We start from the raw sequence: 23,807 nt of genomic DNA, 5'->3' as shown, positions 1-23,807 counted from the left end.
GATAAATTTTTTTCAACATGCGATAAGTCCTCATAGTAATCAAAGATATTATATATCGTATTTTAATTCTTAAAAATAAGTCTGGATTAAGTTCACCAGATAATGTAAGGTTTAAAAAGTAAAGCTCTTGTCATAGTTGTGTGATGTTAACATTTGATCTCCTAATTCTTTTATCCTGTCGTGACGTTCTTGCAGCATACTTATATGTGTTTTTAAGTAACTATGTAATTCATAATCAAGATCATTTAAATTATCGGACAGACTTTGTCTATATTTATTCATAGCTACAAATTCATCATATTCGAGCATATTAAGTAAGTCTTCTCTCGAATTATGTTCAAAGGTTGACTTTACATTACTATAAAATCTGAACAACACATTATTTCTAGAATTCAAATTTAGCGGAATACCATTCAATTTAATAATTGACTTTTCTAAATCATTATTAAAATTTTCCAATAGATTAATAAATTCCGAAAACAACATTTTTAAATCGTTCTCTTTTGTAGCTCTTTTTGCCGTTTCAAAAATTTTGGTTCTTTCACCATTTACTTTTAAAAGGCTATTTAAAACTGCTGCTGATTTTTGTGTGCTCATTATCGTTAAATTTTAGACTTTTGGGACTTTAACTATATGCTTTAATATTGGAAAATAGACTGAATAAGATCTTTTTTCTTTGAAATACTAATAGCTAAAAGTGATTATCGTTTTAGCTATTAGTATTTAGATTATTTTCAACAACAGTAATTTAAAATCTTTTAGTTGTTAATACAATTAGATTTCCAGGATATTGAGCATCTTGATTATCTTCTGCTGTTATAAAAACTTTTGATGGTTTAAATGATGTCACGGTTTGAAAACTTGCTTTAAGTTTTGAGGATATAAATCCAGTGTCACTTTTTATTTGACCAATATTCTTAACTAGGTTTTCGTCTGTTTCCATCCAAACAACGTAAACATTTTTTGAAGGCTGTAATCTTTTAACTTCGGCTAAATTTGAGATTTTAATCTTAACTGCGTAGTTTTTATTACTGTCTTTCTTTATTGTCACATTTCCTTCGGCCGCTGGAACTATAGTAGAGTTTTGGAAAGAAATGTTTTTCGAACAAGAACTAAATGAAGCAATAAACAATAGGGCTACTGCACCAATTAATACTTTTTTAATACTTGAATTGTGTCTGTTTATCATGATGTTTATTATTGGGTTAGTGGCGCAAAGTTCTTTTATAAAAACTACGTATCTATTATATAAAAATTAAGAAAAGTTGCATTATTCACTGATAATTAATAGTGTACACAGTACAGATAAATCAAAACTAATTTTTCTTGGATCCTGTAACAAGTAAAACTACTCCACCTATAGCAAGTGCTACACCTATGATTGGTGACCAAGCTATTGGATGATCAACTTCCTTATTAATTTCAATAGGACCAAGGTCAACCACTTTTTCAGTTGTTGTAAAATTGAAACTATTATACCCTACCATAAGTACTCCTATGACAATTAAAACTATTCCTATACCTTTTGTGTTCATGTCGTTTGTTTTTAAGTTATTAATTTTATTTTAATTTTTATACTTTACTATGAGTGTCTATTGTAAATATTCACTTTTAATCTAATTTAGATTTAATTGTTTCACCCAATGAGTTCTTATTACCTAACATTTAACTGGACGTACTGCCTGATGAAATGGATACTTTTAAGTTCATTTCTAAAAGGTTAAAATTCAGCATTTTATTGAAGGAATGTATTACATATGTTTTGTTAAAATTTATATAATTCTCATGTTAAACTTTAATTGGTAAAATAGTTAACAAGGGCTAGTTGGTAGAACAAATGCATAGATTTTTATCCTATAATAATTTTTGTAATTGCTAAAAAATCTTAAGTTGGTATGAATTATTTTGTGAAAGTGTCAAACAATAAAAAAGGGCTACCGTTTCCAGTAGCCCTTAATAACCAAATAAAACCTAACCCAATCTTATTATTTTTCGTAGCTCATTTTAAGCTCTACTCTTCTATTTTTAGCACGTCCTATAGCCGTTGCATTGGTTGCAATAGGCTTGCTCTCTCCGTATCCAATAGCTTTCACTCTTGAAGTCGATACACCTTTTTTAGTTAAATATTCTTTAACTGAATCTGTTCTTTTTTGAGACAGTTCAAGATTGAAAGCATCACTACCATTACTATCTGCATGACCTTCAATAACTAAATTTGAAGCATCATATTTATTTATAATAGTTACTAATTCATCTAATTGTGCTAATGAACCTACTTTTAGAGTTGCACTATTATTTTCGAAGAATATTTTACTACCTAGATATGTTATTCTTTCAACATCTTTTTTAGCAATTTCTGGACAACCATTGTTTTCCATTGTTCCTTTAACTGTTGGACATCTGTCATCAATATCAGCTACACCATCTCCATCAGTATCAGGACAACCTTTTAAACTAGCTGGACCAGCTGCATCAGGACAACGATCTTCACCGTTTGGAATTCCGTCATTGTCGTTATCCATTGGACAACCATTAGCATCTACTTTAGTACCCATTTTAGTTCCAGGACATTTGTCATTCATATCCGCAACACCATCTCCATCGCTATCAGGACAACCTTTCAATAATGCACTTCCTGCAACATCAGGACAAGCATCTAAATAATCAGCTACTCCATCATTATCTCTATCTAAAGGACAACCATTTTTATCTACTGCTACACCTGCTGGCGTGTCAGGACAATTATCATAACGATCAGCTACACCATCATTGTCAGCATCTTTTTTACTTCCTAAATTGAAAGTCAAACCAACCATGTGTGATAAATAATTATCTTTTTTACCATTATCATCGATACCGTCTCTACGATCTTTATTAGAGAAGCTAAATGTTTCTTGTAAGTTTAATGTAATTACATCAGTCAATTTGATATTTAAACCACCACCGGCAGTCGGTAATGCGTAATCAATTCTATCTTGATCAAAATTCACATCATTATCAAATAAAATTGCACCAACACCTGCAAATGCGTAAGGTCTAATGATTGACTCTGGACCTGTCATGTTAAATCTTAAATTTAATGCAACAGAGTTAAAGTCACTTTTAAAATTTCTTAAAGCTGTGTCATGATAACCAATTGTCCCCTTAGCTGCTAAAAAGTTTAAGTCAAAATAACGACCTAAATACCTTGAAACTGATATACCACCAAAGCCGTAATATGCTTTATCAAACTTGTAAAAGTTATTTCCTAAATCACCTTGATATTGCGTTACACCAGTGTGTAAACCAATGTTCCATTTCTTCTCTTCAGTTTGAGCTTTTGTAATTAATGTAAATGCTAGGCAAGTACATAAAAATAGGAGTTTTTTCATTTTATTTTTATTAATTTATTTATGCAAAGATTGTTCTGATCTGTTTATTTTTTGTTATATAAAATTTTACAAAAATTCTATATTTCCCATATTTCACTGCCTTTAAACAAATTTTTAATTAAATTTTTCAATCGTTATTTTGTAGAATGCAGCACAATATATTCCTTATTCTAAGTAACGTCTTAGCATCCAAGCCATTGTTTCATGACCTTGCATTAGTGCGTTTAAAAAATCAGCAGTTCCTGCATCTTTATTCTTTTCTTCACTTGCATCAACATCTTTTCTTAATTGAACGATAATAGTTTCGTGATCTTCTACTAATTCTTTCAACATTTCTTTTTGAGCAGGATATTGATTAGGAGATTCTTTGATTACAGTTAATTCTGCAAATTCTTTCATCGTTCCAATAGCTTTTCCACCTAGCTTGCTAATACGCTCAGCGGTTTCATCAATCGAAACTTCTACTGTTTTATACTGTGCTTCAAATAACTTATGAAGTTCCATAAAACTTGGTCCTGAAACGTTCCAATGAAATTTTCTCAATTTGATATAAAATGCCATTTCATTTGATAGAACTGACGTTAAGATTGTGATACTATTTTTTAAATGTGGTTCTGTGATTCCAATATTAAGTTTCATATTTTCTAAATTTTATATTAATATTATTTTTTATAAAGTGAATGCGAAATTTGAATTTTTTAGCAATTTATATTTTTGCTAAGAAATCATTTGCTATGATTCATCTTTTGTTGTACGTACTAAACTAATTCCAGACAAGAAGAAAACGATTCCCAGAATACCATATATGATTAACGCCTTAATGTCTGTAGTTTCTCCTGTTGTACCAGCAAAAATTACAGCTGTGTAAATGAGACCTCCTATACCTAGAGCTGTTAATAATGCTCCAAAGATTCTTTTTAAATTCATGATTTATATTTTTTAAGATTAATAGTTGAGAACATCTCAGTTTGAAAACAACAAACTCTTGAAATGCCGTTGGTTAATTCAATTTGTTAAAACTGTATTAATTACTTCACAAATATATTTTGATTGCGGTCGATTCTTGTTATACAATTGTGAAAAATTGTTATATCATTCACACTGTTTTAATATTGATTATCAATAACATACGACTTTAAATCTACTCTAAGTATTTGATAATTAGATTTTAAAACCGATTTCTTCCTGTAAATCAATCTGGGAATGAATTAGAAAATGCTATTCCAAATATTCTTAAATCTTAGGATTTATAATTTAATTTATGCACTAATAGCTTTGAATTTGTTCTATTAGGGAAGCAGAAAAATTTTTTACAAATTGAATAAATATTGTATTGTGTAGTAAAAGAGAAGAGTGTTAATCCACAAAATATAAAATATTATTGATCAATTATTCTGTTGTAATAATAGAAGAATCAATTAATTTTTAGATGATGAATTTCTAAGAGAATTCACTACTATTTTGAAACGATAAGATTAGATGCTTCTTTAAATGAATTATTAATTGACATTAAACGATGCGCAAGAGTATTTTGAAAACTGCGCAGAGAGAATTCGTCAGAGTAGTATTGACTAGAAAATAATTGCGACTATAACTTATACTAAATCGCAAGAAGATTTATCTACAGAAAAAACAGAGTATTTTACAGTTAATTGTCTATTTTAATTTGAATGTACCTGCTTTTTACATTCTATCCATATACCAATTTAATTCCTTTTCCATTTTTTGATATTTAAAAATGGTTGTAATAATTTTTTGCAGTCTTACAAATGCTGTCTCACTTTTTACTACGTAATCAAAGGCTTTGTGATGCATACAATTTATAGCTACTTCAATTTTATCTTGAGAAGATAGCATAATTACAGGAATGTCTACATTAAAATCTTTTATTCTGTCCAGAGTATCAAGCCCGTTCATTGCACCATGCACAATACCATCAAGTTGATAATCTAATATTATTACATCTGGATTATTTGACAAAATTGCAAGACATAATTCGCCCGTTGGATATGTTTCCACAATAAAATCAGCATTATCAAGAAATTCAATCTCCAAAGATTTCAAAAATAAAGCATCATCATCGACAAGAAATATTTTAATTTTACTGTCTTCGTTCATTATATGGTTTCGTTAATTTGATTTAATTCTTCTTGTAGTTCTTCGCAAGCTTGGTTGCAAACATCTTCTAATTGTTCTACTAACTGATCTATTTCTTCTGTTTTAACTGTTGAAGTAGCTAGATACTGAATTTTTTTTGCTATCTGTTCATAGTTGGAGTCAATTCCTACTATGGCAAAAGATGGAATAATTTTATGCGTTGCCGCGCTTAACAGTAGCCAGTTCTCATTAGCTAAACTTCGTTTAATTGTCGCTATTAATTCTGGTGTCTGGCTTAAATATAAAGATATCATCTCTGCCATTAAAGCTTTATTTAATTTTGTTCTCTGTTTTAAGTAAGTTAAATTAATGCATTTTGATCGTTCAGTGTTAGCTTCTTTATCCACTAATTTATCACTGTTTTTTTTATTTAATTTTGATTTTTTTAAAACTGCTATAATTTTATTGTATAAAAGTCTTTCATCAACTGGTTTTGCGAGATAATCAGTCATTCCTACTGCTTTACATTTTGCTAAATCGACCGTAGTCACGTCAGCGGTTAGAGCTATAATGGGAATTTTAGAATTCATTGTTTTTCTTATGTATTCTGTTGTTTCAAAGCCGTTCATTATCGGCATTTGTAAGTCCATCAAAATTACATCGTATTCATTGACTTGTAATTTTTCGATTGCAATCTTTCCATTATCTGCGACGTCGCGCTCAAAACCAAAATCATCCAGTAAAGTTTTCATTAACAATTGATTCAATGGAATATCTTCAACCACTAAAACCTTTATATTTTTGATCTCTTTATCGAGCTCTATATTTTCACTTTCTAATTCAGTTTCAGTAGTGGTTTTTTGGAAATTCAAAGTGAAGCTAAATGTAGAACCTTGACCGACTTCGCTTTTCACTCGTATAGTTCCACCTTGTGGTTCTATAAGCTGTTTTACAATTGCTAATCCAAGACCCGTTCCACCATATAAACGAGATGTATGACTTGAAGCTTGCTGAAAATTTTCAAAGATTTTCCCTAATCGGTCTTCAGGGATACCAATTCCAGTATCAGCTACAGCGAACTCAATAATTACTTTCTCGTCGTCTTCATATAACAAATGCACGCTAACTGTAATCTTACCTTTTGCGGTAAACTTAACAGCGTTACTAACTAAATTTAAAATAATTTGATGCAGCCGAACAGAGTCACCTATAAGCACTCCAGGTATCTTTCGATCATATTCTTTAATTAGTTTTAGATTTTTCTCTTGTATTTTTGGTTCGAATAAATGAAGCATGGCCGCAACTGAAGATCTCAATTTAAATGGCGTTTTCTCAAAAGTCATTTTTCCAGAATCAACTTTTGCCAAGTCCAATATATCGTTAATGAGCACAATCAATGCGTCACCGCTCATTTTGATTGCATCTAAATATTCTTTTTGCTTAGGAGTTAATTCCGTTTTTAGAACCACTTTTGTAAAACCTATTATAGCGTTCATAGGAGTCCTGATTTCATGACTCATATTAGATAGAAATTGTTGCTTTGCCTTAACGGCATTTTCCGCTGTAATAGTTGCATTTTCCGCTTTTCTTTTTGCAACTTCGGCAATTTCCGTTGCTAGTTCAGCAAAAACTCGTGCCTCAATTAATTCATTTGCAATTCTTTTTTGATCTGTAATATCTCTTGCGACTACTACAACGCCAGCGACATTTCCTTCTTCATTTTTATAAACAGAACCATTGAATAAAACATCAGTTAAATTTCCATTTCGATGACGTAAAGTTAAAGGCGAATCATTAACAGATCCTTTATCAAAAATTTCTTGATAAACCTCACTGGCTTTATCTTGCTCTGTAAAATATGTAAAGAATGGGGAGTGCGTTAATTCCTCGCGTGTATACCCAGTATTATTGACAAAAGCTTCATTCATGTCAGTAATTTTACCTTTAGTATTAATAGTAACTAGAGGATCCCGACTCGCTTCTATTAAGCTAAGCGTGTACTGTGAATCTAAATTTGCGGTGTGGTTTAATTCTGTAAGTTCCTTGTTTACACTTTTCCATTTTTCTTTTTCCTTACTTTGTAAAATGAGTTTCTTGTTAGTAAGCACTAATTCCGCAGCTCTTTTTTCCTTTTCTTGATTTTGGTAAACTAGTTCTGTATTTGCAATTATTAGTTCATTTGCTCTCTTTTCTTTTTCATCATTTAGAATAGCAAGTTCTTGATTTGCCATAACTAGTTCCGCTGCTCTTTTCTCTTTTTCTTGATTTTGGAAAATTAATTCTTTATTAGCAATAGCTAGTTCTGCAGCTCTTTTCTCTTTTTCAATATTTTGAAAAGCTAATTCTGCATTGGCAATCCGTAAATCTACAGCCCATTTTTGTCCACTAATATTTCGCGCAACTACTACAACACCTTGCACAATTCCCTCAATATTTTTGTATATTGAGCCATTAAATAACACATCGGTGTTTGTACCGTCTATATGTTTTATTGTAAGCGGAAAATCTTCGATTGAATTATTAGTAAAAATCTCCTTATAAACTTGCTTTGCTTGTTCTTTTTCAGTGAAATATTCAAAGAAATTTGAACCAGTAAGTTCATTTCTAAGAATTCCAGTGACTGTAACTAGCGCTTCATTCATGTCCGTTATCTTACCGTCGCTGTCGATAGTAATTAACGGGTCAAGACTAGCTTCAATTAAGCTATGTGAATATTGTGCTGCTAAAATTTGAGCAGAGCTATCGGTGGCGTTGGTAAAAAAGCCATGCGTAATTCCATTTGCATCCTCATATATTGATGCATTGTATGAGGATTCATTTAACTCGCCTGTCTTACGATTGATTGTCAGTGAATAATCTTTACTAAAGCCTTTTTCAAAAAGATGTTGCCATTTTTTTTGTAAATACTTTTTATCGGTAGGAGAAGAAGTAGCAAGATGGTCAACTATGTCTTCTGCTGAAAAGCTAACGCTCTTAATTGACGCTTCATTAATGTCAGTAATTTTACCATGTGTATCAATTGTTACGAAAGAACCTTTAGGAATATTACCTAAATCTATTGATTCTGGTTTGCTATTGTTTTCCATTAATCAATTAGATTTCCAATTTCTTCAATTGGGTTACGACGTTTATCTTTTAATTTTTTGAAATGTGACGGTGAAAGGCCAGTAGCCTTTTTAAACTGACTCGATAAATGTGCTACACTACTGTAATTCATTTTCCAGGCAATTTCAGTGATATTGAGTTCGCCATAAATAATCAATTCTTTTATGCGCTCCGTTTTGTGAGATATTATAAATTGTTCAATTGTAGTTCCTTGTACTTCAGAAAATAAATTAGATAAATAAGTATAATCATGAAATAACTTCTGACTTAAATATTCTGAAAAATTTATTTTAATCGGCTCTTTGGCGTGATGAACCATTTCAATTATTACATTTTTTATCTTTTCTATTAACATGGATTTTTTATCGTCCATCAATTCAAGTCCCGACTGTAAAAGTGCTGCTTTCAAAATTTGTCTTTGTTCCATAGAAATATTTTCCATAATTTCTACTTCGCCTAATTCCACAACCATAAAGTGGAGTTTAAGCTTTTTCAGCTCCTCTTTGACTGCTAATTTGCAGCGGTTACTAACCATGTATTTTATGTATAGTTTCAAATGCTTTTGATTTACAGTTGCACAATTGTGACTTTTTGTATTAAATATACGCTATAGATTTTTGTAAATACTATTACGATGACGTACATAAAAAGTTCTTGAATCATCGCAGTAGCAAATAAGGGTCCAAAAACGTATACTGAATATTTAAAAATCAGCTTTTTTATAAATTTGAAGAGGTGAAATTGAAATACTGTGACCTTAGTTTTAAAATGTGCACTATTAATTTTTTACAAAATGAGGTACTTGAAAATGGTTTTGAAATTATTTTTATTTTAATTAAGGTAATTATTTCAAGACTTTATAAAATCAAGTAACTGATAATGAAGTATTTGTTTAATGTTCAGTAAAGTTATCTAGATTTAAATATAGTTTTGTGAATTTGCAAAAATAAAATTTATATAGAAGATATAGCAATTCTATAAGAATCTAACTGTAAGTGTATTCTGAAATAGAAAATATTTTTTTAGTTAAACAAAATTCATTATTTATTTAAAAAAACTGTAAAAAAGTATAGACTTATTAATTATAAATTGCGTTTATATTTAATTTATAAATAAAAACTTACAATTTAAACACCGTTAAGTTTAGATAATCTTCTGTTTTGTTTAATAGTAATTGCGCAACCTTTAAAAATTTTAACCAAAAAAAATGCTGATATAATATTTAGATTATATCAGCATTTTTTAATTTAATGGAAATTATAATTTTAATTTTTCAAAAATCATAATTTCTCGTAATCGAAATTGAGTTTTAGTTCATCGGGAAAACATCTGTCCAATCCATTGATTTTATCGATGAAACTTTGTTCTCATTATTTAATGTTACTCTTAGCTCCTTATTAGCAACTTTCTTAGTATAAGCAGCCTTGTATCGAAATACAATGGTTTGATCAAAATTATTTCTGTAAGCTTCAACTAATTCAAGATCAATGAAAGCTCCATAGTATTGACGAAAACGTGTGCAGGTTTTTGTCAGTCGCTCTTCTGTAGTATTTCTTATTACAGATGCAGTAGCTTCGCTCGATGTAAAAGGCTTAAAACGTGATGTATTACAAGTCATTAATACTCTTTTACCTAATTCGTAAGCTTTACTCTTTTGGCCAACTGTTATTTCAGACATTCCTAATTTAACGATTTTCATTTCTACAATCTCTGGTACAGTTGAGACAGCAGCATTTTTTGATTTACATCCAATAAGTAATAGGATACTTAAAACGAGAATTAACTTTTTCATGATTTATTTAATTTTTAATAAGAGATTTGGGTTCGGACAATTTTCTAAATAATAACTTTGATCTTTCTTGCTACAAACTCCAGGATAATCGCCTCTATTTGTACCAATATCATTTATAATTTGAAAGTGCAGGTGAGGAGCATAATCGCCATTAACGCTTGCATCTCCAAGTGATCCTATTCTCGAACCTTTTTCGAAAACAGTTCCTATTTTTATATTGTTAATGCTTTTAAGAGATAAATGACCGTATAAAGTGTAAAATTTATGTTCTTCGATATTATGTTCTAAAATTATAGTGGGACCGTAATCGCCTATTCCAGTATTATAATTGAAGCTATGCACAAATCCATCTAAAGCTGCGAGAACAGGAGTGCCAGCTTTGATCCATAAATCTAATCCAATGTGAATATTTCTTTCATCAGCAGAAGCGTCATTAAAAGAAGCACTTCTTTTATATAAATTACGTATTTCATTATAACCACCATAAGCGACTTTAGCATCGTTAGCGGTTAAATGATTTTCTACATAGTTTTCAAAATCTACAGCACTATCAATTTGCACTGTTTTGAACGCTTCATTTTCAGGTGATAGATCTATTTGATAATAATTTCTGTAATCGATTGTAGAATCTATGACTTTTACATCTTCGCATTCTTGTAAGAGTGTCTGTAATCTTTTCATTAAGGCTAAATTTTTATAAAAGTTTAAATTTAAATAAAAAATGCCAACGTAAAAAATATACGTTGGCATTATAAAATTTATTCTGAAATTAATGTAAATATTTTTAGAGGAATCGGATTAGCAAACTTTTGTTTAGCTTTTACTTCAACTCAAATATAAAAGATCAAATATTAGAAATATCATAGATTCAATTAGAACATACTTGGATATTTTGAAGGATTTACTTCGTTCATCATTGCATATACTTTTTCAAAAATATCTTCTGTTGAAGGTTTTGAAAAATAGTCACCATCAGTTCCGTATGCAGGTCTGTGTTCTTTTGCAGTCAAGGTTTGCGGTTTACTATCTAAATAATTATATCCGTCTTGTTGCTCAATAATTTGCTGTAATATAAAAGCCGAAGCTCCACCAGGAACATCTTCATCAATCACTAACAAACGATTTGTTTTAGCGATACTTTTTACTAAATCATGTTTTATATCAAATGGCAATAAAGACTGTAAATCGATTACTTCGCAATCAATACCTATTTCCATTAGCTCTTTAGCAGCTTGTTGTACTAATCGTAATGTAGATCCGTAAGATACAAGTGTAATGTCTGAACCTTCTTTAATAGTTTCCACAACACCAATTGGCGTTTTGAATTCACCATAATTTGTAGGCATTTTTTCTTTTAAGCGATATCCATTCAAACATTCGATTACTAAAGCTGGTTCGTCGCACTCTAATAAACTATTGTAAAATCCAGCTGCTTGTGTCATATTTCTAGGAACCAATACATGAATTCCTCTTACCGCGTTTATAATCATACCCATAGGAGAACCAGAATGCCAGATTCCCTCTAATCTATGACCACGCGTACGAATAATTAATGGTGCTTTTTGCTTTCCTACAGTTCGATATCTCAATGTAGCTAAATCATCACTCATGATTTGGATAGCGTACAGTAAATAATCTAAATATTGAATTTCAGCTATTGGACGCAATCCTCGCATCGCCATTCCAATTCCTTGTCCAAGAATTGTAGCCTCACGAATTCCAACGTCAGCAACACGAAGTTCTCCGTATTTTTCTTGCATGCCTTCTAATCCTTGATTTACATCTCCGATTGTCCCAGCATCTTCACCAAAAATTAAGGCCTCTGGATATTTAGTAAAAATAGCATCAAAGTTATCACGTAAAATCATTCGACCATCAGTATCTTCAGATGCGTCATCCTCGTATGTAGGCAAAACTTTTTCAACTGAAAACACGTTTAAATCCGTTTCCGAATATAAATTGCTACTAAAATTCTTTTGTGTTTTAGCGGTATAAGTGGTGATCCATTTTGAAAGCTCTTCACGTCCACTTTCATTAAGAATTAAACGTAAAACTTTACGAGCTGTCACTAAAATTTCTTTTTTAATAGGAGCTTTAATTCCGCTTAAATCAGAAACATATTTTAAAATCTCAATCTTTTTACTGCTTGATGTTGCTATGTGTTGCAATACAGCAATTAATTCTTTTTGCTCTTCAATAATTGGGTTGAGGAAAGCGTTCCAAGCTGCTTTTTTAGCTTCTAAAACATCTTTTTTAGCTTGCGCATCAATTGCGTCTAATTCTTCAGGAGAAGCAATATTTATAGCAATCATCCATAATTTCATTTGGCGCACACAATCAAAATCTCTTTCCCAAGCGAGACGATTTCCATCTTTGTAACGCTCATGAGATCCTGAGCTAGAGTGTCCCTGTGGTTGCGTTAATTCATTAACGTGAATTAATACTGGAAAATGTTGCTCTCTTGCAATAGTTGCTGCTTTTTCATAAGTAGCTACTAAATCAGCGTAATCCCAACCTTTAACCCTTAGAATTTCAAAACCGTTTGTATCATTTTCTTTTTGATATCCTTTAAGGATTTCAGAAATATTTTCTTTTGTTGTTTGATGTCTTGCATGTACTGAAATTCCGTATTCGTCATCCCAAACGCTCATAACCATTGGTACTTGTAATACACCAGCAGCATTTATAGTTTCAAAAAACAAACCTTCAGATGTGCTCGCGTTACCAATTGTTCCCCAAGCAATTTCATTTCCTTCATTAGAGAAATTACTAGAATTCGAAATTCCTTTAACTTGTCTGTAAATTTTTGAGGCTTGGGCAAGTCCAAGTAGGCGAGGCATTTGTCCTGCAGTAGGAGAAATATCAGAACTTGAATTCTTTTGTTTAGTTAAGTCTTTCCATGAACCGTCTTCATTTAAACTATGAGTTGCAAAGTGACCACCCATTTGTCTACCAGCAGACATTGGTTCTTGTTCGATATCAGTGTGACCGTATAAACCTGCAAAAAATTGTTGCATAGTTAATTCACCAATGGCCATCATAAAAGTTTGATCACGATAATAACCAGAGCGGAAATCACCATTCTTAAAAGCCTTGGCCATAGCCAATTGTGGTACTTCTTTTCCATCTCCAAAAATTCCAAATTTGGCTTTTCCTGTCAATACTTCTTTACGGCCTAAAAGACTGCATTCACGGCTAATGATAGCTGTTGTATAGTCATTTAAAACTTCGATTTTGAAATCAGCAAATGTTAATGTAGAATCGGATTTTTCTTTTATCATAATTGAAAAGTATAACTTTATGATGCAAATTTACTTAAAAACTACCTATTTTCATAGTTCATTTAAAAAAATAGAATTTAATTATTGTAATTTATTGTAGTAAAAAGAAGTTTATTTTTTCACTATGTGTAATTTTATCGACTTAATAATGATAATAGTTTAAGTAATAGTTGTAATTATCTTAGATTAAAACCATTTTCGATTAAAAAGATTGATTAATGTTTTAGGCGAAAAAGTAACAATAAAACGCACTTTTTCATTATAATTATTTTGAGCAACTTCCCATCCATTATTAGAATAGACAGGAAAATACAGTTCAAAGTAGTCTGTAACTAGGTTGAGTCGGATTCCGCTGTCGTACACAAATCGTGCATTTCTATCTCTGTTTTTAATCAAACCAACATCTCCATATACTTCAATCCAGTTCCAAACACTATAACTAGCGTTAAAGCTGCTGATCCATCGGTTAGCGAAAGGAGTATCAATTTTAGATTTAAATCCACCTTCTGCGATAATATATTGCTGGCTAAATAGACCTGTAGATTCTGATCTTCCAAGATAACTGTAATCAAAAAGATAATCAGTAGGTCGGTCTAATGCAAAGCTAAAAAAGTCAGATTGCGTTTTATTGTATAAAAAAGAACCTGCATAAAAGCGTAAATTGATTTGGCGATTGTTTTCAAATAATTTTCTGTATTCAATTTCAGCTGTTAGTTTTCCAAAATTTCCAGCCAGTTGGATATTTGTAGCAAAATTAAAATGATTAGTAACTTCTGTTTTAGTATTGATATATCTCGCATCAAAAACAGAATAATTAGATGGTGAATTATCAATCACTAATTCACTTTTTTCTTTATTTACCATTACTTGTCTAAACAAAATTAATTGCTTTCTATTATCTCTAAAATTTGATTGTCGAATACGCAATTGTACGGTCGGATTTAATTTCAAGTAGGTTGCGTCCTCTGCGTAATGAAAATAGGAGGTGCTAAAGGAATATCGTGCATTGAATAGTCTACTGTTTCTAAAATTTTGATTAACTGCAATCAAAGCAGAGCCAGATAAATTATTTGATTTTGTTGAGTAGGAGGGATTGATGTCAAATATAAAAGGTTTCTCTAATATCGTTTTATTATGTAAGCGGAGACCAGGCGTTAAACCATCATACAAATTGTAGCCAATTGAAGGAACATATAAAACTTGATTGTAATATGGATCTTCCAAGTCTTTCATAAAAACGAACTTTACAGGACGGTTATTTGGAAAAAATCCATCTAATTTCTTCCAGTTATTTCTCAAATTATACTCTGGCACCTCATTTTTTAAGTTTAACACTATTTTGTCTACTGTATTCCTAGCAATAGTAAAAGTGCTATCGCAAGCGTCAATATCTAACCATTGTTTGAAAACTATTTCTCCTTTTTTTGTTCCGTATAAAGGGATAGGAATTTGTGCACCGGTGCGATTTTTTACAGAGATAGTAATGCTGTCTTTTGTCTTGGTTACACTTGAGAACTTATAATCGATAATTGCTCTTGAATTAATAATAGTGTTGAAAAACCATTCAATATCTTTAGTAGTATTGGCTTTTAAGATTCTTTCAAAATCATCGCTTGAAATCTGCTTTGTGTTGCTTTCTTTATAAAATTTAGCAATACTGTTTGAAACAGTGTTGTTTTGTAAATAATCATCAAGAAACCGAATACTTAAGCCGGCTCGATATTTACTTGCTATCTGCTCGTTAAATTTAATTAAACTCGTCTTTGGACTGCCAAGTGGCTGATCTAGATTTCTTCGCGCCATTAACATGTAAAAATAGCTGTATTGCTCGTTGAATTCAATATTTGTTAAGTTGAAACTTTTAAGCAGTTTTATCTTTGAAATACTACCCATCATTTTAGTTTCAGGATAATATTCATCGATATATTTCATCATTGCATATACTTGGATTCCATCGTAAATCCAATTGTCTTTTCGAGGATCTAAATGTAAACTTGACTTTAGAAACTCATTTAAATACGTTTTTAAAAATTTTATTTCGTAAATGAATTCATCTGGAAATGGACTAAGAAAAGAGGGTAATTGATTTAATCCGTAAAAAGGATTTCGTTCATAACTTGTTTGAGAAACTACTATTTTTTCATAAGGATAAGATCCTATTAAATTTTTAGAAAAAGTAACAATACGATCAATTGCAATAGCTTTTTGTATATCGTTTAATTTATTGTCTTTCAAATCTGTAAGAACTTCACTTGAAGCGTTAGTATAACTTTTAAAAGTAATATTAGGTTCTGCTATTATATTAAAATCTGTCCGATTTTCTCCTGAAAATTTATAGATTGTAAATCCATTTTCGTCACTTAGTTTTTTGCTATTAAAATCAGTGGTAGCAGCTAGTGGCTTAGGTAATTTTAAAAAAATCGCAAAGTCAGAAATGGCGTTAGCAATGTCATCTAAGTTGTTGTTACTGTTTTTTACAAAAGCATGATTTTCATATCTCGCGGGTGTTAGGAACCAGTTTTTAAGTCCAATTGTGCCGCTATTGTTGTAACCAAATTTTGTAAACTTATCACTTGGTATTTTTGAAACGTAAGAAAGTTTAAATGTTATTTTTTGGTTAGGAAGTAATTGCTGATTTAATTTAATTGTTATGTAATCTGGATTTTTAGTTGTGCGTTCCCACGTTACTAATTGATTGCTTAAATCTACTATCCTCAGTTCATTAGTGCTCCCTCGTTCTTCTTCTTTGGCTAAATGAAAACCTCGGTAAAATTCATCAGAAAACCTTTTTGCTAAAGGCGTATTTTTATTAGAAAAAGCATTATTCCAGTCATTAAGAACAATCGTAGTTAAAGTATCGTTAGACTCATTAAAAAACAGTAGTTCTTGCGTTACAGCAAGTGTTTTTTTTTCTGAATTCATTTCCACATTCATTGTAGAGCGATGCTGTGCATACTGCTTTGAGAAAGCTAGTAAAGCAATAAACAAAATGACGAAATTTAAATATGATTTCAAGAAATTACAATTAAATATTACAGATTTAAATGTACTTAAATAATAGGTATAAATTTAAAAAAAATTGGTCATCAATGAAAATAGTAAAAATGAAAAATAGCGGGTAAAAAAAAGAGCCCGAAACAATATCGAGCTCTTTATAAATGATTTGAATTTAATGTAATTAAAATGAATTCAATCATTAAAGCTTTCTAGTAAACTTAAAATTAAAAATTCGGGGACAGATCATACTTTTTATAGAATTTATCTAAAATATCAACAACTTCATCAGCATCGTCAACTATTTTAAATAAGTTCAAATCCTCTGGACTTACAGTCGCTTCTCTCTCTACTAAAACATTCTTAATCCAATCAATCAATCCCGACCAAAAAGAGCTTCCAACTAAAATGATTGGAAATTTAGCTACTTTTTTCGTTTGAATTAACGTAATAGCTTCAAAAAGTTCGTCCATTGTTCCAAAACCTCCAGGCATTACCACAAAACCTTGAGAGTATTTTACAAACATCACTTTTCGAACAAAGAAATAATCAAAATTCAGGTTTTTATCGCGATCGATATAAGGATTGAAATGTTGTTCAAAAGGTAATTCAATATTAAGTCCTACCGAAGTCCCGCCACCTAAATGTGCTCCTTTATTACCCGCTTCCATAATTCCAGGTCCACCGCCAGTAATTACGCCGTAACCGGCTTTACTAATTTTAAAGGCTATTTTTTCAGCTAATAAGTAATTAGGATCTTGCGGTTTTGTTCTTGCTGATCCAAAAATAGTCACGCAAGGTCCTATGCGTCCCATAGTCTCATACCCATTAACAAACTCTGCCATTATTTTAAAAATCGCCCAACTATCGTTTGTTCTAATCTCGTTCCAAGTTTTTTGTTTTAATCTATCTTGGATTACTTTATCATCATCATTATCAAAGTCTTCTAATCTCATTTTCTACAATATAATTTAATATTTATTTTTTTGGAGCTATTTCCAGCTATCCATTTCAATCCACGCCCAAAAGCGTGGGATTTCCATTTCTATCTGGGCTATAGTCCAGTTTACTAAAGTAGCTCTTTTTTACTTCTTAGTCGTCATCACATTATCGATTGTAAGTTTTGATGTTACATCTACTTGTTTTTAGCATCAGTTGTAAATTCTAAATTACTGTAATTTAAATTTACTTATTTTGAAAGTTTACAGTTAGTTTGCTGATAGTGTTAGTAATTAAGAAACACTTTTAGTATTCAATTTGTGATTCATTTACAAGAATAGTCTCGATATGTTGCTTTTATTATTTTTAAATCAAATTAATTACTTAATTACTTAAAGAGAACGACTTTAAAAACCACCCCGCCCTCTCGGCACCCCTCCAAAGGAGGGGAATTAAAACCGGTTTGATTTTAAGAACTTGATTGTATTATCACTACTTATTTCAACTCATTTTTCAAGTACTTTGCAGTGTAGCTTTTTTTGCTTTTTGCAACTTCTTCTGGGGTTCCTTTAGCAATAAGTTGTCCGCCGCCTTTTCCTCCTTCTGGACCTATGTCAATGATATAATCTGCTAATTTAATAACGTCCATATTGTGTTCGATAATTAAAATAGTATTTCCTTTATCGACAAGTTTATTTATTACTTCCATCAATACTCTAATGTCTTCAAAATGTAATCCTGTTGTCGGTTCGTCAAGAATATAAAAGGTGTTTCCTGTATCTTTCTTCGATAATTCTCCTGCTAGTTTGATTCGCTGTGCTTCACCACCAGAAAGCGTTGTGCTTTGCTGGCCAAGAGTTATGTATCCCAAACCAACATCCTGAATCGTTTTTACTTTTCTATATATCTTCGGAATCAATTCAAAAAAGGGAACTGCTTCATCAACTGTCATATTTAAAACATCCGAAATTGATTTTCCTTTATATCTTATTTCTAATGTTTCTCTATTAAAACGTTTTCCTTGACAGGTTTCACATTCGACATAAACATCTGGTAGAAAGTTCATTTCGATAGTGCGAACACCAGATCCTTCACAGGTTTCACAACGTCCGCCTTTCACATTAAAACTAAAACGTCCCGCTTTATATCCCCGAATCATACTTTCAGAAGTCATAGTAAATAGATTTCTAATTTCTGTAAAAACTTCAGTGTAGGTTGCGGGATTCGAGCGAGGAGTTCGACCAATAGGACTTTGATCAATGTCAATAACTTTATCAATATGCTCTAATCCTTCAATTTTTTTGTATGGTTTTGGCTTTTTAACGCCATTAAAATAATAAGCATTCAAAATAGGATAAAGTGTTTCATTTATTAAAGTAGATTTTCCACTTCCTGAAACTCCCGTAACACAAATCATTTTTCCTAAAGGCAGTTCAATAGAAACGTTTTTAAGATTATTTCCTGTTGCTCCAGTCAATTTCAAAAACTTCCCGTTTCCTTCTCTACGCTTTTTTGGCACTTCAATTTTCATTTCGCCATTCATATACATTGCTGTAATAGTATGATGCTTTAATATTTCGGCTGGAGTTCCTTTACTAATAATTTCTCCACCATATTTACCAGCTTTTGGACCTATATCAATAACATAATCGGCACGTTCAATCATGTCTTTGTCATGTTCGACCACAATAACTGAGTTTCCAATATCGCGTAATTGTTCGAGGGAATGAATCAATTTGTCATTGTCTCTTTGGTGCAAACCAATACTTGGTTCATCCAGAATATATAAAACACCAACCAACTGCGAACCAATTTGAGTAGCTAGTCTAATACGTTGTGCTTCACCGCCAGAAAGTGATTTTGAACTTCGGCTTAAAGCCAAATAATCCAAGCCTACGTTCATTAAGAAGTTTAATCTATCCTTAATCTCTTTGATTACTTCAGTTGCTATACGCTTTTGTTTATCAGATAGATGACTAACTAAATCTTTGAACCAAGCGGTCAGATCTGAAATGTCCATATCGCACAATTCAGATATATTCTTTTCGTTTATTTTAAAAAATAAAGCTTCTTTTTTTAATCGAGAACCTTCACAAACAGGACATTTTACTTCATCCATGAATTCCTTAGCCCATCTTTTAATAGCTGTAGATCCACTTTCTTCAAATTGGTTCTTGATGAAATTTGAAATTCCTTCAAAATCAATTTTGTATTCTCGAGCCACTCCTAAATCTTTAGAGTTGACAGTAAATTTTTCTTTACCACCGTTCAAAATCATTTCCATCGCTTCCGCTGGAATTTTTTCGATCGCGTCCGTTAATTTAAAACCATATTTCTCACCAATGATTTCTAATTGCTTAAAAATCCAAGAACTTTTATATTCACCTAGAGGTGCAAAACCACCTGCTTTAATAGTAAGTTTAGAATTAGGAATAATTTTTTTTGCGTTGATTTCATTTACAGTTCCTAAACCGTTGCAATGTGAGCAAGCTCCTTTTGGTGAGTTAAATGAAAATAAGTTGGGCTCCGGATTTTGGTACGATATCCCGGTAGTCGGACACATTAAATTCCTGCTAAAATAACGCACTTCATTAGTATCTTGGTCTAAAACCATTAACACATTTTCACCGTGATGCATGGCTGTATTGATGCTTTCACTCAATCGCTTTTCATTTTCGGCAGTGTTGTCAATAAACATTCTATCGACTACAATTTCGATATCGTGGGTTTTATAACGGTCTAATTTCATTCCTAAAGTAATGTCTAGGATATCATTATTCACTCTTACTTTTAGAAAACCTTGCTTTGCAATTTGTTGGAAAAGCTCCGCGTAATGTCCTTTTCTGGCACGAATTACTGGTGCCAAAATGTTAATTCGTTTTCCAGTAAAATCCTGAATAATCAAATCTTTAATTTGCTCATCAGAGTAGGAAACCATCTTTTCTCCAGTATTATAACTATATGCATCAGCACCACGAGCATAAAGTAAACGTAAAAAATCATAGATTTCGGTAATTGTGCCTACAGTAGATCGAGGACTCTTACTGGTAGTTTTTTGCTCGATTGCAATTACTGGTGAAAGTCCATCAATTTTATCCACATCTGGACGCTCTAAACCACCTAGGAATTGTCTCGCATACGCTGAAAATGTTTCAACATAACGTCTCTGCCCTTCCGCATATATAGTATCGAAAGCTAATGATGATTTTCCAGAGCCTGAAAGTCCAGTAATTACGACTAGTTTTTCACGGGGAATAGAAACATCGATATTTTTGAGATTGTGAACACGAGCGCCTTGAACTTCAATGGTATTATCTTTATCTAGCATAGTTTTTTGCAAATTCCAAATTGTAGGAAGCAAAGTTACCATTTTGATTTATTCTTTCGATACAACAGTTTAGAACTTTATGTTAAAGATTTAGTACTTTTGAAGTGAACAAATTGTAGAAATTTTACAAGAAACTGAGTTATATTTTTTATGAAAACAAGAATTGGAATTTTGGGAATGGGTGGAGTGGGAGGCTATTTTGGCGGATTATTAGCTAAAGAATATTACAAATCTGACTCAGTTGAAGTAGTGTTTATAGCAAGAGGTGAAACACAGAAAGTTATTGCTAAAAATGGCGTAAAGATTGTTACTGATTCTGATGAAATTATTGCTTTTCCATTTGTAGTTTCCAATGATTCTGAAGTTATTGGCAAATTAGATTTTCTTATTTGTGCTACAAAAACGTATGATATTGAGGAAAGTTTAAATTCGATAAAAAAGTGTATCACAAAAAATACAGTGATTCTTCCGTTGTATAATGGAGTTGATGCATCAGAAAGAATTAGTGAATTGTTTCCTGAAAATGAACTTTTGCAAGGATGCGTTTACGTTGTAGCAATGATACTTTCCCCAGGTATCATTAAAAAAACAGGAGTTTATGAAAAGCTTTTTTTTGGTTCTACAATGGCATCTCTAACTACTTTAAATAAATTGCAAAGCATTTTTAAAACTGCAAGTATTGAAAGTTATTTAGTAGAAAATATTGATGAAGTTATCTGGGAGAAATTTGTTTTTATATCTGCGCTTGCTTCTGCAACATCTTATCTAAACGAAAATATAGGTGATATTTTAAAGAATAAAGCTAGTAGAGAGTTGTACTTTTCTCTGTTAAATGAAATTACATTACTTGCTGCTGTTAAAGGACTGAATCTTCCTGAAGATATAATTATGCAAAGTATTCTAAAGCTTGAAAAGTCGCCGCATGATGCAACTTCCTCTATGCATCGAGATTTTATTGCGTTACGGAAGAACGAGTTGGAATCTTTAACTGGGTTCGTTATTAATGAAGCTCAAAAATATGAAGTTGATGTTCCAACTTACGAAATGGTTTATAAAAAATTAGTTTTTAGTGATCTTTTACCGAGTGAATAAAAACCAGTAAAATAATTTAAGCTATAATACATTTTCTAAAAAATTGAACAAAGTGATAATTTAAAAGATAAGTGATGATTGTTCTTACAAAGAAATGTTCTTTCACCCAAAGATTTTAAAATTTATAACTATCAATTGAATTTTAGTATGCATGCATATTATTTCGTTTTTATTCCGTATTTTCGAAATATAAAATAAGCAGCATGCAATACGATTTTGATTATATAATTATAGGAAGTGGGTTTGGCGGATCTGTCAGCGCTTTGAGATTATCTGAAAAAGGATATAAAGTTTTAGTAGTCGAGAAAGGCAAGTGGTACAAACCGAATGACTTTGCTAAAACAAATTGGAATCTTCGCAAATGGTTGTGGTTTCCATCAATCAAATTTTTCGGTATAATGAAGATGAGTATCTTTAGGCATGTCGTTATTATATCGGGAACAGGAGTTGGCGGCGGATCACTAGTTTATGCGAATACTTTACCAGTTCCTAAAACATCATTTTACAAATCAGGAAGCTGGAGCGAATTAGCGGATTGGGAAAATGAACTCAAACCATTTTACAAAACGGCATTAACGATGCTTGGTGCTGCTCGCAATCCAAAATTATTTGATGGTGATTTAGCTTTAAAAGAATTAGCCAAAAAGATAGGAAAGGAAGATCAATTTGAAAATCCGGAAGTTGCTGTATTCTTTGGAAAACCGGGAGTTAAGGTGCAAGATCCTTATTTTGATGGAAAAGGTCCAGAAAGAGCTGGTTGCAATTTTTGCGGAGGATGTATGACAGGCTGTCGTTACGATGCTAAGAATACTTTAGATAAAAATTACCTTTACTTAGCGCAAAATTTGGGCGCAGAAATCCTTGCGGAGAATGAAGTTTATAATGTTTTGCCTATTGATGCTAATAATGGGTCAACTGGATATAAAGTCTATGTGAAATCAAGCACTAGTTATTTTAAAAATAAAAAAGAATTTACTTCAAAAGGGATTATCTTTTCAGGCGGAGTTTTAGGAACTGTGAAATTATTACTAAAACTAAAGCCCAAATCATTACCATTTTTATCAGATAAGTTAGGAGAAGATATTCGTACCAACAATGAAACCCTAATTAGCGTTTCTACTCTCGATAAAAGTAAAAATTTGTCAAAAGGAGTTGCGATCGGAAGTTTGTTACATACAGATGACAATAGCCATCTTGAGATTGTAAGATACTCAGAAGGTTCTGGTTTTTGGAAATTATTACATCTTCCTTTATCGAATGGCAAAAACACGCTGACTCGCTTAGTAAACATGACTAAGCAAGTTTTTAGTTTTCCGTTGCGTTATTTCAAAATCTATTTTGTGAATAGTTGGTCAAAAAGCACCGTAGTTTTATTGTTTATGCAATCGATAGACAGTACTTTGAAATTCAAAACTAATGTCTTTGGAGGCATGGCATCGTCAGTTGGAAAAGGAGTAAAGCCAAGCGCTTATATTCCAGAATCAATTGCCTTAACTAAAAAATACAGTGAAATTATTGATGGAGTTCCTACTTCATTCGTACTAGAATCCATCGCTGGAATCCCTTCAACAGCTCATGTCTTAGGTGGTGCAGTTATGGGAAAAGATAGTTCGCAAGGAGTAATTAATAAAAACAACGAAGTCTTTGGTTATAAAAATATGTACGTAATAGACGGAGCAATGATCTCAGCAAATCCTGGTGTAAATCCATCGTTGTCGATTACTGCAATAGCGGAAAGAGCGATGGCGCAGATAGGGGATAAAGAAAACAATTTAAAAGGCTTATAAAATTTTTAGAGAAAACATATT

At 31.6% G+C, this 23,807-nt stretch carries 17 protein-coding genes; 2 read left to right on the top strand and 15 right to left on the bottom strand.

What is annotated here, in order from left to right; genetic code table 11:
* Window positions 1–111 precede the first annotated feature (111 nt).
* From BC961_RS13415 to uvrA, 15 genes are all read right to left on the bottom strand, one after another.
* A complete protein-coding gene (locus tag BC961_RS13415) occupies window positions 112–597 on the bottom strand; it encodes a DUF2383 domain-containing protein (RefSeq protein WP_121926373.1) in 486 nt (161 codons plus the stop codon).
* 151 nt (window positions 598–748) lie between these two features.
* Window positions 749–1,189 (bottom strand): hypothetical protein, encoded by a 441-nt coding sequence (locus BC961_RS13410; protein ID WP_121926372.1) that lies wholly within the window; start codon window positions 1,187–1,189, stop codon window positions 749–751.
* A gap of 127 nt (window positions 1,190–1,316) precedes the next feature.
* A complete protein-coding gene (locus BC961_RS13405) occupies window positions 1,317–1,535 on the bottom strand; it encodes a YidH family protein (protein ID WP_121926371.1) in 219 nt (72 codons plus the stop codon).
* 450 nt (window positions 1,536–1,985) lie between these two features.
* Window positions 1,986–3,371 carry an OmpA family protein gene (locus BC961_RS14915; RefSeq protein WP_121926370.1) on the bottom strand — a complete coding sequence of 462 codons (1,386 nt, stop codon included), beginning with the start codon at window positions 3,369–3,371 and terminating at the stop codon, window positions 1,986–1,988.
* A gap of 165 nt (window positions 3,372–3,536) precedes the next feature.
* A complete protein-coding gene (locus tag BC961_RS13395) occupies window positions 3,537–4,010 on the bottom strand; it encodes a Dps family protein (protein ID WP_121926369.1) in 474 nt (157 codons plus the stop codon).
* 93 nt (window positions 4,011–4,103) lie between these two features.
* Window positions 4,104–4,298, bottom strand: coding sequence for a hypothetical protein (locus BC961_RS13390; RefSeq protein ID WP_121926368.1), 195 nt, complete (start codon window positions 4,296–4,298; stop codon window positions 4,104–4,106).
* A 756-nt stretch (window positions 4,299–5,054) separates the two neighbouring features.
* Window positions 5,055–5,489, bottom strand: coding sequence for a response regulator (locus BC961_RS13385; RefSeq protein WP_121926367.1), 435 nt, complete (start codon window positions 5,487–5,489; stop codon window positions 5,055–5,057).
* Window positions 5,489–8,554: a PAS domain S-box protein gene (locus BC961_RS13380; RefSeq protein ID WP_121926366.1), complete on the bottom strand. Its 3,066-nt coding sequence runs from the start codon at window positions 8,552–8,554 to the stop codon at window positions 5,489–5,491. Before BC961_RS13380 ends, BC961_RS13385 begins: the two co-directional genes overlap by 1 nt.
* Window positions 8,554–9,108 (bottom strand): helix-turn-helix domain-containing protein, encoded by a 555-nt coding sequence (locus BC961_RS13375; RefSeq protein ID WP_121926365.1) that lies wholly within the window; start codon window positions 9,106–9,108, stop codon window positions 8,554–8,556. Before BC961_RS13375 ends, BC961_RS13380 begins: the two co-directional genes overlap by 1 nt.
* 774 nt (window positions 9,109–9,882) lie before the next feature.
* Entirely contained in the window at window positions 9,883–10,365 is a 483-nt protein-coding gene (locus BC961_RS13370; RefSeq protein ID WP_121926364.1) for a hypothetical protein, read from the bottom strand.
* Between the two features lie 3 nt (window positions 10,366–10,368).
* A complete protein-coding gene (locus BC961_RS13365; protein WP_121926448.1) occupies window positions 10,369–11,046 on the bottom strand; it encodes a peptidoglycan DD-metalloendopeptidase family protein in 678 nt (225 codons plus the stop codon).
* A 191-nt stretch (window positions 11,047–11,237) separates the two neighbouring features.
* On the bottom strand, window positions 11,238–13,646 hold the full coding sequence (locus BC961_RS13360) for an alpha-ketoacid dehydrogenase subunit alpha/beta (RefSeq protein ID WP_121926363.1): 2,409 nt from the start codon (window positions 13,644–13,646) through the stop codon (window positions 11,238–11,240).
* A gap of 186 nt (window positions 13,647–13,832) precedes the next feature.
* Entirely contained in the window at window positions 13,833–16,580 is a 2,748-nt protein-coding gene (locus BC961_RS13355; RefSeq protein WP_121926362.1) for a gluzincin family metallopeptidase, read from the bottom strand.
* A gap of 287 nt (window positions 16,581–16,867) precedes the next feature.
* Window positions 16,868–17,596 carry an LOG family protein gene (locus tag BC961_RS13350; protein WP_121926361.1) on the bottom strand — a complete coding sequence of 243 codons (729 nt, stop codon included), beginning with the start codon at window positions 17,594–17,596 and terminating at the stop codon, window positions 16,868–16,870.
* Between the two features lie 479 nt (window positions 17,597–18,075).
* The gene (gene uvrA, locus BC961_RS13345; RefSeq protein WP_121926447.1) at window positions 18,076–20,907 is read right to left on the bottom strand and encodes an excinuclease ABC subunit UvrA; all 2,832 of its coding nucleotides are present in this window, start codon (window positions 20,905–20,907) and stop codon (window positions 18,076–18,078) included.
* Between the two features lie 150 nt (window positions 20,908–21,057).
* On the opposite strand from uvrA, the gene BC961_RS13340 reads away from it, so the two are divergent.
* Window positions 21,058–21,999, top strand: coding sequence for a ketopantoate reductase family protein (locus BC961_RS13340; RefSeq protein ID WP_121926360.1), 942 nt, complete (start codon window positions 21,058–21,060; stop codon window positions 21,997–21,999).
* A gap of 203 nt (window positions 22,000–22,202) precedes the next feature.
* Window positions 22,203–23,786 carry a GMC oxidoreductase gene (locus BC961_RS13335; protein WP_121926359.1) on the top strand — a complete coding sequence of 528 codons (1,584 nt, stop codon included), beginning with the start codon at window positions 22,203–22,205 and terminating at the stop codon, window positions 23,784–23,786.
* The last annotated feature ends 21 nt before the right edge of the window (window positions 23,787–23,807 follow it).

This window comes from Flavobacterium weaverense (genome assembly GCF_003688495.1).
Classification (GTDB): domain Bacteria; phylum Bacteroidota; class Bacteroidia; order Flavobacteriales; family Flavobacteriaceae; genus Flavobacterium; species Flavobacterium weaverense.
Note: the sequence above shows the minus strand (reverse complement) of the source record. Positions and strands in the feature narration are given on the sequence as shown.

Bases quoted from the DNA above. Each gene is read 5' to 3' on its own strand.
- BC961_RS13415 (WP_121926373.1), bottom strand. From the start codon at position 597: ATGAGCACACAAAAATCAGCAGCAGTTTTAAATAGCCTTTTAAAAGTA.
- BC961_RS13410 (WP_121926372.1), bottom strand. From the start codon at position 1,189: ATGATAAACAGACACAATTCAAGTATTAAAAAAGTATTAATTGGTGCA.
- BC961_RS13405 (WP_121926371.1), bottom strand. From the start codon at position 1,535: ATGAACACAAAAGGTATAGGAATAGTTTTAATTGTCATAGGAGTACTT.
- BC961_RS14915 (WP_121926370.1), bottom strand. From the start codon at position 3,371: ATGAAAAAACTCCTATTTTTATGTACTTGCCTAGCATTTACATTAATT.
- BC961_RS13395 (WP_121926369.1), bottom strand. From the start codon at position 4,010: ATGAAACTTAATATTGGAATCACAGAACCACATTTAAAAAATAGTATC.
- BC961_RS13390 (WP_121926368.1), bottom strand. From the start codon at position 4,298: ATGAATTTAAAAAGAATCTTTGGAGCATTATTAACAGCTCTAGGTATA.
- BC961_RS13385 (WP_121926367.1), bottom strand. From the start codon at position 5,489: ATGAACGAAGACAGTAAAATTAAAATATTTCTTGTCGATGATGATGCT.
- BC961_RS13380 (WP_121926366.1), bottom strand. From the start codon at position 8,554: ATGGAAAACAATAGCAAACCAGAATCAATAGATTTAGGTAATATTCCT.
- BC961_RS13375 (WP_121926365.1), bottom strand. From the start codon at position 9,108: ATGGTTAGTAACCGCTGCAAATTAGCAGTCAAAGAGGAGCTGAAAAAG.
- BC961_RS13370 (WP_121926364.1), bottom strand. From the start codon at position 10,365: ATGAAAAAGTTAATTCTCGTTTTAAGTATCCTATTACTTATTGGATGT.
- BC961_RS13365 (WP_121926448.1), bottom strand. From the start codon at position 11,046: ATGAAAAGATTACAGACACTCTTACAAGAATGCGAAGATGTAAAAGTC.
- BC961_RS13360 (WP_121926363.1), bottom strand. From the start codon at position 13,646: ATGATAAAAGAAAAATCCGATTCTACATTAACATTTGCTGATTTCAAA.
- BC961_RS13355 (WP_121926362.1), bottom strand. From the start codon at position 16,580: ATGAATGTGGAAATGAATTCAGAAAAAAAAACACTTGCTGTAACGCAA.
- BC961_RS13350 (WP_121926361.1), bottom strand. From the start codon at position 17,596: ATGAGATTAGAAGACTTTGATAATGATGATGATAAAGTAATCCAAGAT.
- uvrA (WP_121926447.1), bottom strand. From the start codon at position 20,907: ATGCTAGATAAAGATAATACCATTGAAGTTCAAGGCGCTCGTGTTCAC.
- BC961_RS13340 (WP_121926360.1), top strand. From the start codon at position 21,058: ATGAAAACAAGAATTGGAATTTTGGGAATGGGTGGAGTGGGAGGCTAT.
- BC961_RS13335 (WP_121926359.1), top strand. From the start codon at position 22,203: ATGCAATACGATTTTGATTATATAATTATAGGAAGTGGGTTTGGCGGA.